At 57.6% G+C, this 14,595-nt stretch carries 15 protein-coding genes and 1 tRNA gene; 9 read left to right on the top strand and 7 right to left on the bottom strand.

All coding sequences use genetic code 11. The features are described from left to right. The first annotated feature begins 14 nt into the window (after positions 1-14). From tuf to dapB, 3 genes are all read left to right on the top strand, one after another. Positions 15-1,244, top strand: coding sequence for an elongation factor Tu (gene tuf, locus NW806_RS04715; protein WP_414410205.1), 1,230 nt, complete (start codon positions 15-17; stop codon positions 1,242-1,244). Positions 1,245-1,335: 91 nt separating this feature from the next. Next, positions 1,336-1,653, top strand: coding sequence for a 30S ribosomal protein S10 (rpsJ, locus tag NW806_RS04710; RefSeq protein ID WP_414396025.1), 318 nt, complete (start codon positions 1,336-1,338; stop codon positions 1,651-1,653). 121 nt (positions 1,654-1,774) lie between these two features. Then, positions 1,775-2,548 (top strand): 4-hydroxy-tetrahydrodipicolinate reductase, encoded by a 774-nt coding sequence (gene dapB / locus NW806_RS04705; RefSeq protein ID WP_414405223.1) that lies wholly within the window; start codon positions 1,775-1,777, stop codon positions 2,546-2,548. Here dapB and NW806_RS04700 read toward each other — a convergent pair. After that, complete coding sequence (locus tag NW806_RS04700) at positions 2,545-3,456, bottom strand: methylenetetrahydrofolate reductase (RefSeq protein WP_414410204.1); 912 nt, start codon at positions 3,454-3,456, stop codon at positions 2,545-2,547. The two genes, dapB and NW806_RS04700, sit on opposite strands and share 4 nt — an antisense overlap. Before the next feature lie 335 nt (positions 3,457-3,791). Beyond that, positions 3,792-3,863, bottom strand: a tRNA-Met gene (locus NW806_RS04695). A gap of 73 nt (positions 3,864-3,936) precedes the next feature. On the opposite strand from NW806_RS04695, the gene NW806_RS04690 reads away from it, so the two are divergent. Beyond that, a complete protein-coding gene (locus tag NW806_RS04690) occupies positions 3,937-4,488 on the top strand; it encodes a GDYXXLXY domain-containing protein (protein ID WP_414410203.1) in 552 nt (183 codons plus the stop codon). A gap of 35 nt (positions 4,489-4,523) precedes the next feature. Here NW806_RS04690 and NW806_RS04685 read toward each other — a convergent pair whose 3' ends face one another. The 3 genes from NW806_RS04685 to NW806_RS04675 form a co-directional block, all read right to left on the bottom strand. Next, on the bottom strand, positions 4,524-5,183 hold the full coding sequence (locus tag NW806_RS04685) for a Rho termination factor (RefSeq protein ID WP_414410254.1): 660 nt from the start codon (positions 5,181-5,183) through the stop codon (positions 4,524-4,526). Next, a complete protein-coding gene (locus NW806_RS04680) occupies positions 5,161-6,510 on the bottom strand; it encodes an AAA family ATPase (RefSeq protein WP_414410202.1) in 1,350 nt (449 codons plus the stop codon). The genes NW806_RS04685 and NW806_RS04680 overlap by 23 nt, the downstream gene beginning before the upstream one ends. 85 nt (positions 6,511-6,595) lie before the next feature. Beyond that, positions 6,596-8,788: a phosphoketolase gene (locus NW806_RS04675; RefSeq protein WP_414410201.1), complete on the bottom strand. Its 2,193-nt coding sequence runs from the start codon at positions 8,786-8,788 to the stop codon at positions 6,596-6,598. A 520-nt stretch (positions 8,789-9,308) separates the two neighbouring features. Between NW806_RS04675 and NW806_RS04670 the strand changes: the two genes are divergently transcribed. After that, the gene (locus NW806_RS04670; RefSeq protein ID WP_414396037.1) at positions 9,309-9,779 is read left to right on the top strand and encodes a hypothetical protein; all 471 of its coding nucleotides are present in this window, start codon (positions 9,309-9,311) and stop codon (positions 9,777-9,779) included. Positions 9,780-9,849: 70 nt separating this feature from the next. Here NW806_RS04670 and hemE read toward each other — a convergent pair whose 3' ends face one another. Then, positions 9,850-10,950 carry a uroporphyrinogen decarboxylase gene (gene hemE, locus NW806_RS04665; RefSeq protein ID WP_414410200.1) on the bottom strand — a complete coding sequence of 367 codons (1,101 nt, stop codon included), beginning with the start codon at positions 10,948-10,950 and terminating at the stop codon, positions 9,850-9,852. Between the two features lie 229 nt (positions 10,951-11,179). On the opposite strand from hemE, the gene crtE reads away from it, so the two are divergent. From crtE to NW806_RS04645, 4 genes are all read left to right on the top strand, one after another. Next, the gene (gene crtE, locus NW806_RS04660) at positions 11,180-12,073 is read left to right on the top strand and encodes a geranylgeranyl diphosphate synthase CrtE (RefSeq protein WP_414410199.1); all 894 of its coding nucleotides are present in this window, start codon (positions 11,180-11,182) and stop codon (positions 12,071-12,073) included. Positions 12,074-12,121: 48 nt separating this feature from the next. Further along, positions 12,122-12,583, top strand: a complete 462-nt coding sequence (locus NW806_RS04655) for a divergent PAP2 family protein (protein ID WP_414410198.1) — start codon at positions 12,122-12,124, stop codon at positions 12,581-12,583. Positions 12,584-12,622: 39 nt separating this feature from the next. Beyond that, a complete protein-coding gene (locus NW806_RS04650) occupies positions 12,623-13,222 on the top strand; it encodes a hypothetical protein (protein WP_414410197.1) in 600 nt (199 codons plus the stop codon). 280 nt (positions 13,223-13,502) lie between these two features. Beyond that, positions 13,503-14,330, top strand: coding sequence for a DUF1350 family protein (locus NW806_RS04645; protein ID WP_414410196.1), 828 nt, complete (start codon positions 13,503-13,505; stop codon positions 14,328-14,330). Here the strand turns inward: NW806_RS04645 and NW806_RS04640 are convergent. Next, positions 14,327-14,569 (bottom strand): hypothetical protein, encoded by a 243-nt coding sequence (locus NW806_RS04640; RefSeq protein ID WP_414410195.1) that lies wholly within the window; start codon positions 14,567-14,569, stop codon positions 14,327-14,329. The two genes, NW806_RS04645 and NW806_RS04640, sit on opposite strands and share 4 nt — an antisense overlap. Positions 14,570-14,595 lie beyond the last annotated feature (26 nt).

Here is a 14,595-nt window from a genome sequence, read left to right as displayed (position 1 = left end):
GGAAGTGAGGATTCATGGCACGCCCTAAGTTCGAACGCACCAAACCCCACGTTAATGTTGGCACCATTGGCCACGTGGACCATGGTAAGACGACGTTGACCGCCGCCATTACCATGACCTTGGCTGCCCTCGGCCAAGCGACGCCCAAGCGCTACGACGAGATTGACGCGGCGCCCGAGGAGAGAGCCCGCGGTATCACCATCAACACGGCCCACGTGGAGTACCAGACAGAGAAGCGTCACTACGCCCATGTGGACTGCCCTGGCCACGCTGACTACGTAAAAAACATGATCACAGGGGCAGCCCAGATGGACGGGGCCATCCTGGTGGTGTCGGCGGCAGATGGACCCATGCCGCAGACGCGGGAGCACATCCTGCTGGCCCGGCAGGTAGGAGTGCCCAACATCGTCGTCTTCCTCAACAAGGTAGATATGGTGGACGACGAGGAGCTGCTGGAGCTGGTAGAGCTGGAGGTGCGGGAGCTCCTGTCCAAGTACGATTTCCCCGGCGACGAAATCCCGATTGTCAGGGGATCGGCTCTTAAGGCTTTGGAGAAGATGCAAGCCAACCCCAAAACCCAGCGGGGTGAGGATCCGTGGGTGGACAAGATCCATGAGTTGATGGATGCGGTCGACTCCTACATCCCGACGCCAGTGCGGGAAGTAGACAAGCCCTTCCTGATGGCAATAGAAGATGTCTTCTCGATTACAGGTCGTGGTACGGTGGCAACCGGCCGAATTGAGCGCGGCCGCATCAAGGTGGGGGATACGGTAGAGATCGTGGGGCTGCGCGAGACCCGCTCCACCACGGTGACGGGTCTGGAGATGTTCCAGAAGACGCTGGACGAGGGGATTGCAGGCGACAACGTCGGCGTTTTGCTGCGGGGTATTCAGAAAAACGAAGTGGAGCGGGGCATGGTCCTAGCCCAGCCCAAAACCATCACCCCCCACACCCAGTTCGAGTCGGAGGTTTATGTCCTCACCAAAGAAGAGGGGGGCCGCCACACACCCTTCTTTGCGGGCTATCGTCCCCAGTTCTACGTGCGTACCACCGACGTCACGGGCACCATTTCCTCCTTTACGGCTGACGATGGCTCGAAGCCGGAGATGGTGATGCCGGGCGACCGCGTTAGGATGACGGTGGAGCTCATCCGACCCATTGCCATTGAGCAGGGGATGCGCTTTGCCATCCGCGAAGGCGGTCGGACGGTTGGAGCTGGGGTAGTCTCCAAGATCCTGAAGTAAGCTACTGGCTCGCAGCAGGGATTGGGCGCTGGTTACTCCAGAGGACTCGATCCCTGTTGCCTTTTAAGTACACCCTACTCTCTCTTCCAGTATGGCTACCTTAACCCAACAAAAAATTCGCATCCGCTTGCAGGCCTACGACCATCGGCTGCTGGATACTTCCTGCGCCAAAATTGTGGATACAGCCCGCCGAACAGAGGCAGTGCCAGTGGGGCCAATTCCGCTGCCGACGCGGCGGCGCCTCTACTGTGTGCTGCGTTCTCCTCACATAGACAAGGACTCGCGGGAACATTTTGAAATCCGCACCCACCGGCGCATTATCGATATCTATTCCCCCTCCTCCAAGACTATCGATGCTTTGATGAAGCTAGATCTGCCGGCAGGGGTAGACATTGAGGTGAAGTTGTGATGGCCTGGACGGGGATCTCTAGCGCTCCAAGGTAAGGGGGCAGGCGGTGGCGACGGCAGTCGAGCAAGAAGGACAAAATTCTGAGCCCATCCCCGTCTTAGTGGTAGGAGCCCTGGGCAGGATGGGGAGGGAGGTGGTGCGAGCAGTGGCCCAAACCCCCGACATGAGGTTGGTGGGAGCAGTGGCTCGTTCGCACCTAGGCGCAGATATTGGCGAGGTGTTAGGGCTAGGAGCGTTGGGAGTGGCCATTAGCGACGACCTGGCAGGGCAGCTGCTGCGGCTGTCGCAGCAGAGTACCCGAGGCGTCATGGTGGACTTCACCCATCCTAGCTCTGTGTACGAAAACGTCCGCTCGGCAATTGCCTTTGGGGTGCGGCCAGTGGTGGGGACAACCGGCCTAACGCCGGAGCAACTGGAGCGGCTGCGGGATCTAGCGGACAAGGCTGGCGTGGGCTGCCTCATTGCGCCTAACTTTGCCATCGGCATGATCCTGCTGCAGCAGATGGCGCTGCAGGCGGCTCAATATTTCGATCACGTGGAGATCGTCGAGCTGCACCACAACCGCAAGGCCGATGCCCCCAGTGGCACAGCTCTGCAGACGGCCCAGCGGCTGGGACAACTGGGCAAGGCGTTCAACCCCCCCGAGGTGGAAGAAAGGGAGCTGATCCCCGGCTCGCGGGGTGGGATCCCTGGCCCCAACATCCCCATCCACAGCGTTCGCCTGCCGGGGTTGGTCGCCCACCAGGAAGTAATCTTCGGCGGCATGGGGCAGACGCTCACCCTAAGACACGACATCACCGACCGTGTGGCCTTTATGCCGGGGGTGATCCTGGGCATCCGCAAGGTGTTGCAGCTCAAGGGATTGGTCTACGGGCTGGAGCAGGTGTTGAGCTAGTTGCTAAGAGGTGGGATCCCGGCCTCGTCAAGGATGCGGGGGATGAGATGTTCGGTCTTGACGGCCATCAGGTGCACGCCGTTGCAGATCTGGCGGGCCTGGCGCACTTGTTCGGCGGCAATGCGAATCCCTTCTTCCAGGGGGTCGGGAGCCTTGGCCAGCCGCTGGATGATGGCCTCCGGAATCTGCACCCCCGGCAAGTTGCGGTTGATGAACAGGGCGTTTTTGGCAGACTTGAGCAGAAAGATACCGGCCAGGATGGGCTTGCCGGCAGGGCGCCCCAGCTTGTCCATGAAGCGCTCCAGTTGGTCGAAGTCGGTCACCATCTGGCTCTGGAAAAACTGGGCCCCGTGCTCCAGCTTGCGGTAGAAGCGCCGCTCCAGGCCCGAAAAGCTAGGGGATTGTGGCTCTACCGCTGCCCCCGGAAACAGGCAGGTGCCGCCGTCAGGAAGGGGTTTGCCGTTGCAGTCAAGGCCGCTGTTGAGGCGCTGGATAAGCTGCAGCAGGCGCACCGACTCCAGGTCAAAGACGGCTCGAGCATCGGGGCAATCCCCGACGTGGATGGGATCCCCCGTCAGGGCTAGAACATTGCGCAGTCCAAGAGCCGAAGCTCCTAGCAGATCCCCCTGGAGAGCCAAGCGGTTGCGATCCCGGCAGGCCAGTTGCAGGATGGGCTCAATGCCCGCTTGATGCAGCAGCAGCGAGGCGGCCAAGGGGCTCATGCGGGCAACAGCCCGGTTGGAGTCAGTTATGTTGATGGCGTGCACCCGCTGTTTGAGCTGCTGGGCCAAAGCCAGCATGGCAGTGGTGTCGGATCCCTTGGGTGGGGTGATCTCGGCGGTGAGCAGAAATTCTCCCCGCTGAATGGCTTGAGCAAAGCGCGATGGCGGTGAGCAAGTCAAGGCCACAGTTTTAAGAAGAGAAAGCAGTGCGCTGGCCTATTATCGATCGTTTGAGAGAGTTTTTCTAGCTAAGGCATTGCTTTTTCTTTAGAGCAGGGGTAAAAGCTGGGGGCTGTAAGGACTCCTCCCGCAAGCGCGAACGTAGCCCTGCAGTTGGCAAGCCACTCACGAGCCTCTAGCGGGCTGGTTTACAGCAGCCCCCAAAAGCGCAGTCTCATTTCTTCCCAGCCACAATGCCCGCACCCTAACCCCTTCCTGCGCTGCTGGATAGGCAGATCCTTAGAGCAGGCTTGACTAGTGTATCTGGGATTCACCAGCACTACGCCAACCTCTTCTTGGGATGGCTCAGGCGTGATTTGAACACGCGACCCAGGGCTTATGAGTCCCCTGCTCTACCGCTGAGCTACTGAGCCAGGGAGGTGCTTAGCCTAGAATAGCATCTCTGCATTGAAACTGCTCCCTAAAAATTGCTCTCCCCGGCTATCTGTGTCAACTCCTTCTCCCCAGGGATCCCTACGGCGATTTTGGCTAGCCCTGCTGCTACAGGTGGGCCTGGTTGCACTGGTACCAGCCCGGAAAGCGCTTACCCTCGCCACCGGCACCCCCATCTACTTGCAGATTGCTCCTGTGGATCCCTATGACCTCTTGCGGGGCCGCTACGTAGCTTTGAGCTACACCGTTGCCCAGTTTTCCACTTTGGAGAAGCTACCTGGCTGGTCACCTGAGCTGAGTAGGCCAGGGATCCTCTACCTGCGCTTGGCCCCTCCCAATGGGGATCCCGCTCAACCCTGGCAGGCCATCGGCATCAGCCGCGACCGACCCAGGGAGCTGCAACCTAAAGAGGTTGTCCTACAAGGGTGGTTTGATGGTAGGCAGCTTAGGTTTGGGATCGAAGAGTTTTTCATTTCGGAAGCGCTGGGAGATGTTCTGGAACTAGAGATCCGCCGCAACCCAGAAACACTGCGAGCAGAGGTGAAGGTGGATCCCTGGGGCCAAGCAGCGCTGGTGGGCCTTTGGGTAGGAGAACAGCGGTACTAAGAGAAGAGTAAAGCTGGTCTTGCTCTGCCGCCCTTCTAGCCCTCTTTCTTTTTCCGAGAGCGAGTTGCGCTTGTTTTCTTGGCCCTGGCAGATGCTGTGGATTTTTTAGACGACTTCTTCTGGCTAGGGGGTGGCGCTGTAGGAGCTAGAAAAAATACTTCTTTCAGGGCCTCCAACTTTTTGCCTCGTGTAATTTTGCACCCCAGCTTGGTTATGGGGGTTAAGTCCTGCCACCAGCTCCTATCTGCCTCCGCAATTCGCGCGGCTGCAATGGTTATATCAACTCCCTTGAGCGGAGTGCCAGGTTGCTCAGCCAGGTATCTCAGCGCAGCCAAGATAGTTTCTCTCGGGGCCTCTGTCAGATTCACCTTTGGGACAATTTCTCTGGTGAGGATTTGGGCCTGCTTAACCTGCTCTGGGTCGGGATCGACAACAATGCACCAGAGCCTCTCCAGCCCTGCCTCTCGAGCAACTGCATAGACAAAATGGTTACCAATGGCCTTGTACTGATAGTTGCCAGCCTCGGCCACCAGCAGAGGAACCCAGTTGTGTCCTCCTGTTGCCCTTAGCTGATTTGCGGCTGCTGTAACAAGGAAGGAGGGAGCAGAAAACCCGTCGGCGGGCGTAATGCTCTCAAGGGGTAAGTTAACCAACCTACCTAGATCTGAAAACTCACTCATCGATAAAGTACTCACGGGCAAGACTCTGGTAGTATTCTAAAACTTTCCTGCGCTTAAAGACGGCAGGGACTCCTTCAAAGGCTGCAGTTTTTATCACTGCATATTCAGGTATTCTGAAAATGTATTTGTCCTCATTACCTTTCTTAGGTTTTGGCCGGAAATATGGAAGTAGGTTCATGCTTCTCTCTTGGCTGACAATTTCGTCTATCTCATCATGTGCTCGTTTAATAGTGTTTTCGCTTCCTGAGGAGGTGACGCCATTGAAAAAGATAGGCAAAGTCCTGGGGCCACCATCCTGTCGTGACCTAGCAGTTTCTGGAATAAACTGGGTGATTACTCTAGCAGCATTATTCAGGGAAGACAGATCGTCGGGGCGGGTAGGTATCAAAATAACATCGGCAGCAAAAACACCACTCTGGCTAAAGTAAAGCCATTGAGTTGGGCAGTCGATTAGGATGTAATCATACTCATTGCGAAGAGGGGCAATGAGATCGCGAAGGCGCCGAGTTCCCTTTGGGATATATGCTACTGCCCGGCTATCAGTCAACGTCTCTAGTTCAGGGTCTCTTGGGATAATGTCGAAGATGGGAAGGGTACTCTGCTTGCCTTTGAGTCTGTCAAAGATTTCGAAGATGGAAAATATAATCCGTTTACCCTCGAGTCTATATGTTTGGACAATGGCATGGACGTCTATTTTGGGATCCTTTAAACATTGCGTCAGTGTAATTTTTCCAGGAGTGACTCCCAAACTTCCTGTCAGATCACCCTGAGAATCAAAGTCAACAACTAAGACCTTTTTTCCCTTGGTTGCTAGTGCTGCCGCAAGGTTAATGACCGTCGTTGTTTTGCCTACGCCCCCTTTATTGTTATACACGCATACAGTCAGAGCGCGCTCATAGTTTTCTATCTTGTCTCGCAAGTTACGCACTATGCTCTCAATGTTATCTGAGCTAATATCAAGGTTTGCTGTAGCAGGGTGAACGACTTTTCCATGCTTCCTCCAAAGCTGGATGTTATTTGCATTGGTGATAATTCCCCATTTTGCAGATTTGCAGTTCTTGGCAAGCAAGTAACTTTCTATCTGACAAACTGCATCTCTATAGTAAGATCCTTCTCTGAGATTAACTGCTCTAGATTTTGCCTCCAAAAGCAAGTAGGGATTCTTCGGGGATCTAAGGAAAGTATCTTCAGGATCTCCGTTCTTTCTTGCTGCGAGATCGACCTGGCCGCAACCTGTCTCGAATTCATATCTAATTTCCGACTCGTCAAAGCCAAGCGCCTGCAGGAGAGGAAAAGCAAAGTGTTGGACAACAACTCGCTCTACCCTCTCGGTGGGAGACATCCTCTCAAGCTTCTCTCGGAGATAGCTAGCCTCAGTCATAGGAAAAAATAAGGTGGACAATGCTGACCAAGCTAAAAGCTTGCCCTCAGCATAGCAGTTGCTTTGCCCTCTCTGCCAGCGCCTGGGCTGTCAGGCCGTTGTAGTCCATGAGTTCCGTAGGGGTGGCGGTGGTTTCGCCGCGTTTCCAGGCAAAGATGTCGCGCGGGCCAGTGTAGCGCAGCAATAGGGGCTCCAACATCAGGCTGGATCCGCCGGTTACGCCAATGAGGGCCTCGCCAGCAAACCAGGCAGCAAACTCCTGGTCAGACATGAACTCCCCATCAGCTTGGGCACAGGTGGACCAGGCCACGTCGACGGGGCGATAGAGGCGGCGGGGGTTGACCACAGAGACAATTTTGCTGCCGATCCCCTGGGCCTTGAGCTGTTCAGCGGCGGCAAAGACGGGCAGGAGGATCATATCTCCCACCACGGCAAAGACCACGGTGCGGGAGCCAGGCAGTTCCTGCAGCACAGTGCAACCCTGCTCCACTGCCTGGCGGGCTTGTTCTAGGGTGGTGCGGATGGGCAGGGGGGTTTTGCTGGCAAAGATCGGGATCCCTTTGTTGAAGGTCGATAAGGCCCACTCGTAGGCAGCTTGGGCGCAGTTGGCGTCGGGGGGAAAGAGGGGGAAAATGTTGCCGTTGCGCATCATGGCCGCTAGGTAGGCCTCAATTTCCGGCCGCTGGTGGGTCCAGCCGTTGCGTCCCTGCTCCAACGCTCCAGCCGTGAAGAGAGCAATAGCGGAAGGAGTGGGGCGGCGCAGCTCCGCCATTGCCTGGGTTACCGTCTGCCAGATGGGCAAGCCGTTGACGGCAAAGGCTTCGTAGGAGCACCAGAGGGAGCGCCCGCCAAAGAGCGCCAGGCCCCCTGTCAAGCCAGCGCAGGCATCTTCGCTCAGGGGTTCGTAGACCTGCCCTTGGGGCTGTTGGTTGTAGAGAGGATCCACCGTGGGGTGGATGACTTTGAGGTCCTGGTTGACATTGGCAAGACCAGAGGCCTCGTTGCCATCGGCATTGGCCACCAGAAAGTCAGGGTCTTTCTGCCCCACCTGCACCACCAAGGCGCCGATGGCAGTAGTCGAGACTTGCTTATCGCCGAGGGGGAACTCGGTTAAGTTCAGGGATCCCAAAGGCGGCAAGGGCCGGACGGACTCCGTGACAACTACCTTGGCGGCTGGTCCACCGGCTGCCCGCTCGCAGTTTTGGCGCACCAAAGCCCAAGCGGCTGGGTGGAGGGCCCGTGCCTGCAGAGCGGCCACGATGTCGGGGTGATCCAAGGTGTGGTGGGCATAGAGGTTGTGGGATTTGGATCCCTTGGCGTGCACGCCTGCTCCTTTGAGTTGTTTGAGGATGAAAACCGTCAGATGTCCGCTCAGCGCTGACTGGATGGCCCGCTCCATCTCGGTCAGTACCCTCTGGGCAAAGGCCAGACGGGCTTCCAGAGAAAATTGGGTGCTATCCACATAGGGACCGGGCTGCTGGGCATCGTCGAAGTCTTTGGCGTCGACTAGCACCACTTCCTCAAAGCCATTGCCCCGCCAGTACTCGACCATCTGAGCGTTGGTGAAGGTCGAGATCATGCTGTGGTGCTCTTGGCTATAGCCGTTCCAGACCAGCACCGGCAGGAAGTTGGTGCGCTGCGGGAAGGCGGTGTGAAAGTGGATCATGGAGCTCATCACGTAGGGCTCCCCCAAGCCCCCATCGCCGATGGTGACGGGGAAGAGCCGATCCGGGTAGAGCAAGGCGGCGGCCATGGCAAAATGCTGCCCCTGCCCAAGGGGCCCTGCTGGCGCTAGCAGGCCGGGGATGTAGCCAGAGAGGTGACCCAGCAGCCCTTCCCGTTCCCGAAAGCGAGCCTGCAAGTCGGAGACAGTGTGGATGCCCATCTCCGCCAGCGATCCATCCAAGAACATGGCGGCATAGAAGCCGGGCGCGTGGTGGCCCACCTCGGTAGGGATGTTCTTTTGGCCCAGGTACACCAAAGCGGCATAGGCTTCCGCTTGGCTGGCAAATCCGCCCGGGTGGCCCGAGGCTTTGCTGGCGGTCATCTGCAGGGTGAGGTAGCGCAGCGCATCGGCATAGAGCAAGGTCTGGTAGGCGGCCATACGGCTGCCGGGATCCCGCAGCTTGCCTGTGGCAGCATCCACTGCAGGTTCCTGGCCCAGGCGGTCGAATTCCGGCCAGGGATCGCCAAAGTAGCGGATCCCTTGGCAGAAGGCGGGAATTGGGGCAGTTGTCATCGGCCAAGCCTCACTCTTGTCAGGTCAATCCTCACTTTAAACCGGATAAGGCTTTTCGGAGGTTTTAAGCCGAACTCTTCTAGCCGCCACTCTCCCTTGCGCCTCTGGCTTGGGCAGGCAAAAGGTTGCGCAGTCTATCTTCCTCATCGACGACAGAGACTGGGGCAGAGATGGGCTGTTCTTGCTGTTGCCTACAACATCTAGTGTCTCAAACTCCTTGGCTGCTTACTTTTCCACAATATGTAGATCAAAGACGGCAGATGCTCAACCAGTTTGCTTGACCTTATATCGTGGAGACATCTTGAAAGCGAAGACCCATGTCCCTTTTGGAAAAGCTGTGATACATTCAAGGGAGGCTAGAGCGGGATCTTTAAGGAGCCTGCAGCCCTTGGCAAAGAAAGGGAGAAGTCATCCTGTGGTAGCTTGAGTTTCGCAAAGTCTTTGGATTTTCTTTGCCCTAATTGAGGATTCAACACAACTTCCCGACCCACCTACTTTGTGCCTCAAGACTAGCTGCCCTATGACCGAGAGTCGTCCTTGTGCTCCCTGCATTGTCGACAGCGGAATTTTGGTTAACAAGCGGGATATTTACCGTCTTTTGGCGGATTTGGGGCGGGTTCGCTACTTCGATATCGTCGAAGGTCAGGTGCAAAGGCAGGGGGAGGGCTATGTGATGGAGGTATTTCAGGATGCAACGGCGGCCACCTTGGTGGCCAATCGCAGCCTCTACCTAAACCTAAACAGCTTCGACTACGCCTGCTTGCGGGATCCCTCCCCCGCTGAGGTGGCAGAGGTGGGCACGGAACGGCCTAGCGTGGTGATCGATCTGGTGCAGGAGCACCGCATCTTGCGTTTGGTTCCCCTGTCGGATCCGCTGTCGGATCCCGCGCAACTGTGGGCAGATACTCGCGCGCTGCGGGCGGCAATGGCGGACGCCTTGGCAGCAAGCTGGAGCCTAGAAGAAGAGGACGGCTCTTTCGAGCCTGATTGAGAGTGAGGACCCTCGCGCAGCGTTTCGGCAGGCTGGAGAGAAAAGGGCACCGGAGCCTGCTGGGCTTCAGTCAGGAAGCTGGGGAAGCGGCCCTCAGGAGTTCTGGCGACTGGCGCACCGTCTCGAAGAAGTAGTGGACATTGGTCTCAGGGGTGGCAGGGTGAACCCCATGCCCCAGGTTCATAATGTGCCCCCGCGAGCCCGCCTTCTGAATCACCTCCAGGGTGCGCTGGCGGATCAACTCCCGCGATCCCAGCAAGACCATTGGATCGAGGTTGCCCTGGACAGGCAGGGATCCCAGACGGGCCCTGGCTTCTGCCATGTCACTCATCCAGTCAAGGCTGAACACGTCGATACCAGCTTTACCCACCCGCTCTAGCAAGCCGGCGCTGCCGTTGATGTAGAGGATCAGCGGCACTTGGGGATACCGAGCCTTGACCTGATCCACAATCTGCTTTTGGTAGGGCAAAGCCCAGGTCTCGTAATCGCTGGGGCTGAGCTGGCCAGCCCACGTATCAAACAACTGCACCGCTTGGGCACCGCTCTCAATTTGGTAGATCACGTAGCGGGCAATGCTATCGGCCAGCTTGCCCAGCAGCTGGTGCAAGAGCTGCGGCTGGGTGAAAGCCAAACTCTTGATGTAGGCATAGTCTTTGGAGCTGCGCCCCTCGACAGCGTAACAGGCCAAAGTCCAAGGTGAGCCAACAAAGCCCAGCAGGGTCGCCTTCCCTTCCACCTCACGGCGCAAGGTCGTAAGAATGGTTTTGATGAAGGGCAAGCTTTCTTCTGGCTCTAACAGTCGGATTTGCTCAATCTGGGCTTGGGAGCGAATTGGCGGGTCGATAATCGGCCCCTGGTTCTCCACCAGCTCAAAGGTAATGCCCATGCCCTCGAGAGGAGTGAGGATGTCGCTGAACAGGATCACGGCGTCGGGGGCAAAGGCGCGAAAGGGTTGCAAAGAGATCTCGATGGCTAGCTCCGGGATCTCGCAGCGCTGCTTGAAGGTGTACTTGCTCTGCAACTCGCGGTAGGCCGCCATGTAGCGGCCCGCCTGGCGCATCATCCAAACTGGGGGGCGATCCACCACTTCCCCGCGGGCTGCCCGTAGCAGGCGGTTGCCATCGCCATCGGGAGGAGGAGAAGCGCTGAGGTAGGCAGGTGAGTGGGACATGAAAAACTCAGCCAGTGAAGACCCTTAGTGCATCCTGACATCGAGATGACAAACGGCGCAAGCTTGCACTCCAAAGATCCCAGTACTTCAATTCTTGCCATAAGCCAAAGCAAGCCTTGGCAGGAGGGATCCGGAGCTCGGGCGAACATGCGATAATGTCAGCCTGTGGGCCTTGTTGTAGAGCTGCCCGCCAGGGATCCTCTGGGGCTGAGTTGAGAGGAAAACCAGCTTGGTTGCCCAAACTTTCGACCTAGAAACCTACCTAAGCCAGCGGCAGCAACAGGTGGAGGAAGCCCTCTCTGCCGCGGTTAGGCCTGCTTATCCAGAACGCCTCTATGAGGCAATGCGCTATAGCCTCCTGGCAGGGGGGAAGCGCCTCAGGCCCATCCTCTGTCTAGCAGCCTGTGAGTTGGCCGGCGGCTCGGTGGAGCAGGCCATGCCTACGGCCTGTGCGCTGGAGATGATCCACACCATGTCGTTGATCCACGACGATCTGCCGGCCATGGACAACGACGATTTTCGCCGCGGCAAGCCCACCAATCATAAGGTGTTTGGTGAGGATATCGCCATTTTGGCAGGCGATGCCCTGCTGGCCTACGCTTTTGAGCATATCGCTAGCCAAACGCGGGGGGTGCCGCCGCAGCGGATCCTGGAGGTGATTGCCCGCATTGGCCATGCGGCTGCGGCAACTGGCTTGGTGGGAGGCCAGGTGGTGGATCTGGAGTCGGAGGGCAAGGCCATTTCCCTGGAAACCCTGGAGTACATCCACCGCCACAAAACCGGCGCCCTGCTAGAGGCCTCAGTGGTCTCAGGAGCGATCCTGGCCGGGGCCGATGAGGAGCTGCTGGGGCGGTTGAGCCACTATGCCCGGGATATTGGCCTAGCCTTCCAGATTGTCGACGATATTTTGGATGTCACTGCCACTAGCGAACAGTTAGGCAAAACAGCAGGCAAAGATCAAGTGGTTGCCAAAGCCACATACCCCAGCCTGCTGGGTCTAGAGGCCTCTCGGCAGAAGGCCGAAGAGCTGATCCAATCGGCTAAGCAGGCGCTGCGCCCCTATGGATCCCAGGCTGAGCCCCTGTTGGCCCTGGCAGATTTCATCGCCCGCCGCCAGCATTAACCTGCCCCCCTTGGAGGCCTTGCTCCCCTTCCTCTGCCGGAGAGCCCTATGCTGCAACAGTTGATGGCTAACCACGTTCTCTGGGTTGCCCTGCTGGCCAGCGGGTTAGCCCAGGCCATCAAGCTCATCCTGGCCTATGTGCGCTCGGGAAAGCTCAACCTGCGGGTCTTGCTGGAGATGGGGGGGATGCCCAGCTCCCATGCGGCCCTGGTGACTGCTTTGGCCGTGGGCGTGGGGTTAGAGGAAGGTTGGGATAGCCTCCTGTTTGCAGCAACGGTGGTCTTTGCCCTGGTGGTGATGTATGACGCTGCCGGGATCCGCCAGGCTGCTGGCAAGCAGGCGCAGGTGTTGAACCGCCTCCTAGACGAATGGTTGGAAGAGAAAGGCGCCGATCGCTTCCAGGAGCCCTACCTGCGAGAGCTGCTGGGCCATACGCCCGTCCAGGTGCTCGCCGGGGCAGCCCTAGGGGCGGCCTGTATTACCCTCTCGTTTGCTTTGGGCATTAGCTAAAGCTTGAGGCATCCTGGAGCAGCCGCATCAGGGATATCCATGGCCTCCAATTCCCAACCTCGTCCCCTCCAACGCTGCCCGGCCTGTGGTAAGCCCATCCCAGCCTACCGGTACAAGTCTCCCTACTGTGACTACTGCGGTTGGCGAGCTGGGGCAAAGCCGATCCCTCGAGAAGGCGGATCTGGGGGCAAGAGAGTTGGAGCCCGGGGGAGTATTCAGAGCCTCAACCTACCCCCCCTGCTGCGGCCACTGCTGAACTTCAACTTTTACCTCTATCTGGGCTGGGGGATCAGCCCTCTGTTTCCCCTGGTGGTGGATCGGCCGCTGCTGGCCGAGTCCAACTATCTGCTGCTGACCCCACTTCTATTGAGCTGGGGGCTGCTCTACCTGGCAGCGCGGGATCGGCCGCTACCCCAGGATCTGCGGCTGCCGCGTCTATTGCTGGATGTGGCATTTATCCTGCTGCCTTTCTTTCAAAGAATTAACGTCTCCAAAGCCCCTAACCGACCCTACTGGAATGCCCTGCTCATCTGGGTCATCGGGATCCTACTGCTTGCTGCGGTGTGGCTGTGGAGCTTTAGCCTGCTTCTGACGGCATTGACACTGCTGTTGACCAGCTTCTGCACGCTGCTGTTCTAGCTACGTCCCGTGGGCATAGCGCTTCATCATCGATTAGCTCACAAGCCCAGAATACAAGAAATACTTGGCATAACCACACGTATTTTAGCCAAAGTCCAGGGCCGTTCGCGCTAACTTTGCCCCGGGAAATTACTAGTGGTACTTTCACAAGGCCTCGCCAAGGCTTTCTCAGGGAAGCTTGTCCAGTTTGCCCTTCCCCTTGCAAAGAGGGGGCAATTAGGATGAAGGGGGATCCCGTTGGGAGGAATCTCAGTCAAATGGCAGGTGAGGTTGCTGCGCCATGAAACCGACTTGGCAAACGGATGGAGAGACTTGGTTTCTTCTGCCTCCCCAACCCCGCGCCGTAATCCACTTTCTAGGCGGAGCGTTTGTGGGATCTGCGCCGCAGTTTTTCTACAGCCGTCTGTTGGAAGAATTGGCCCGCATGGGCATGGCCGTTGTAGCCACTGCCTACGCCACCGACCTCGATCACGCCCAAATAGCTTTCAAGGCAGCACGATCTCTCCATAGAAGCCTGCAGAGCAAAGGCTTGATGGGCTTACCCCTCTTTGGCTTGGGCCACAGCCTTGGCGGTAAGCTGCAGATCCTCTCCTGCCTAGCCCTCCCTTCTTTGGGATCCCAGCGGCGCGGCAATGTTTTTTTGGCCTACAGCAATGCCGGGTTGGAGCGGGCGCTGCCGCTGTTGCAGGTGTTGGTGCAAGCGTGGCCTCAACAGCAACTCAGCGATCTGTGGCGGATGTGGATGGGATCCTCGTCACCGCCGGTAAACCTGTGGTTGGAGTTTGAGCCCTCTCCGGCAGAGACCAATCGCCTCATTGAGGAGCGGTATCCGGTGAGAAACAACCTGCTTGTAGAGTTTCAGCAGGATGATATTGACGATATTCCACTGCTCTATCAGCAGCTTTCTCGCAAGTACGGGGAGCACACCGAATGGCAGCGCCTAGAGGGGGATCACCTAACTCCTCTGGGCTTTAGCTATCCTTTCCTGGTTGGGCAAGAGTTTAGCCCTGTCGACGCTCTTGCACAGCTTCTCTACCAAAACTTGCTTGCCCCCAACTACCTCCTGATCCAGCGCATCAAAGCCTGGTTGTCAGCCCAACTGGCCTAGTCGAGCCAGCTGAGATCCGAGAGGAGATCTTGGGCATAGGAGGAAGAGTGGGCTTGCAGGTAAAGCAACAGGCGTAGGATGTCGCTCATCAGGGAGTAACAGGTCAAGAGGCCACCAGCAGCCGTAGCCACTAAGGTTCCCGCTAGCATGCGCGAGAACTCCTGCCGCTGGAAAGCCTGCTCCATCAGGCGCAGCGCCCAGAATCCCAGCAAGACAACAATAGCAAGGATGATCGACATATCGTAATCTATGCTGTAACTTAGTG

The sequence above is a fragment of the Synechococcus sp. W65.1 genome (assembly GCF_047461615.1).
Lineage (GTDB): Bacteria > Cyanobacteriota > Cyanobacteriia > Thermostichales > Thermostichaceae > Thermostichus.
Note: the sequence above shows the minus strand (reverse complement) of the source record. Positions and strands in the feature narration are given on the sequence as shown.

What these genes read in the sequence shown, in the direction of transcription:
- tuf (WP_414410205.1), top strand. Translation starts at nt 15, where the DNA reads ATGGCACGCCCTAAGTTCGAACGCACCAAACCCCACGTTAATGTTGGC.
- rpsJ (WP_414396025.1), top strand. Translation starts at nt 1,336, where the DNA reads ATGGCTACCTTAACCCAACAAAAAATTCGCATCCGCTTGCAGGCCTAC.
- dapB (WP_414405223.1), top strand. Translation starts at nt 1,775, where the DNA reads ATGGGGAGGGAGGTGGTGCGAGCAGTGGCCCAAACCCCCGACATGAGG.
- NW806_RS04680 (WP_414410202.1), bottom strand. Translation starts at nt 6,510, where the DNA reads ATGTCTCCCACCGAGAGGGTAGAGCGAGTTGTTGTCCAACACTTTGCT.
- NW806_RS04675 (WP_414410201.1), bottom strand. Translation starts at nt 8,788, where the DNA reads ATGACAACTGCCCCAATTCCCGCCTTCTGCCAAGGGATCCGCTACTTT.
- NW806_RS04670 (WP_414396037.1), top strand. Translation starts at nt 9,309, where the DNA reads ATGACCGAGAGTCGTCCTTGTGCTCCCTGCATTGTCGACAGCGGAATT.
- hemE (WP_414410200.1), bottom strand. Translation starts at nt 10,950, where the DNA reads ATGTCCCACTCACCTGCCTACCTCAGCGCTTCTCCTCCTCCCGATGGC.
- NW806_RS04655 (WP_414410198.1), top strand. Translation starts at nt 12,122, where the DNA reads ATGCTGCAACAGTTGATGGCTAACCACGTTCTCTGGGTTGCCCTGCTG.
- NW806_RS04650 (WP_414410197.1), top strand. Translation starts at nt 12,623, where the DNA reads ATGGCCTCCAATTCCCAACCTCGTCCCCTCCAACGCTGCCCGGCCTGT.
- NW806_RS04645 (WP_414410196.1), top strand. Translation starts at nt 13,503, where the DNA reads ATGAAACCGACTTGGCAAACGGATGGAGAGACTTGGTTTCTTCTGCCT.
- NW806_RS04640 (WP_414410195.1), bottom strand. Translation starts at nt 14,569, where the DNA reads ATGTCGATCATCCTTGCTATTGTTGTCTTGCTGGGATTCTGGGCGCTG.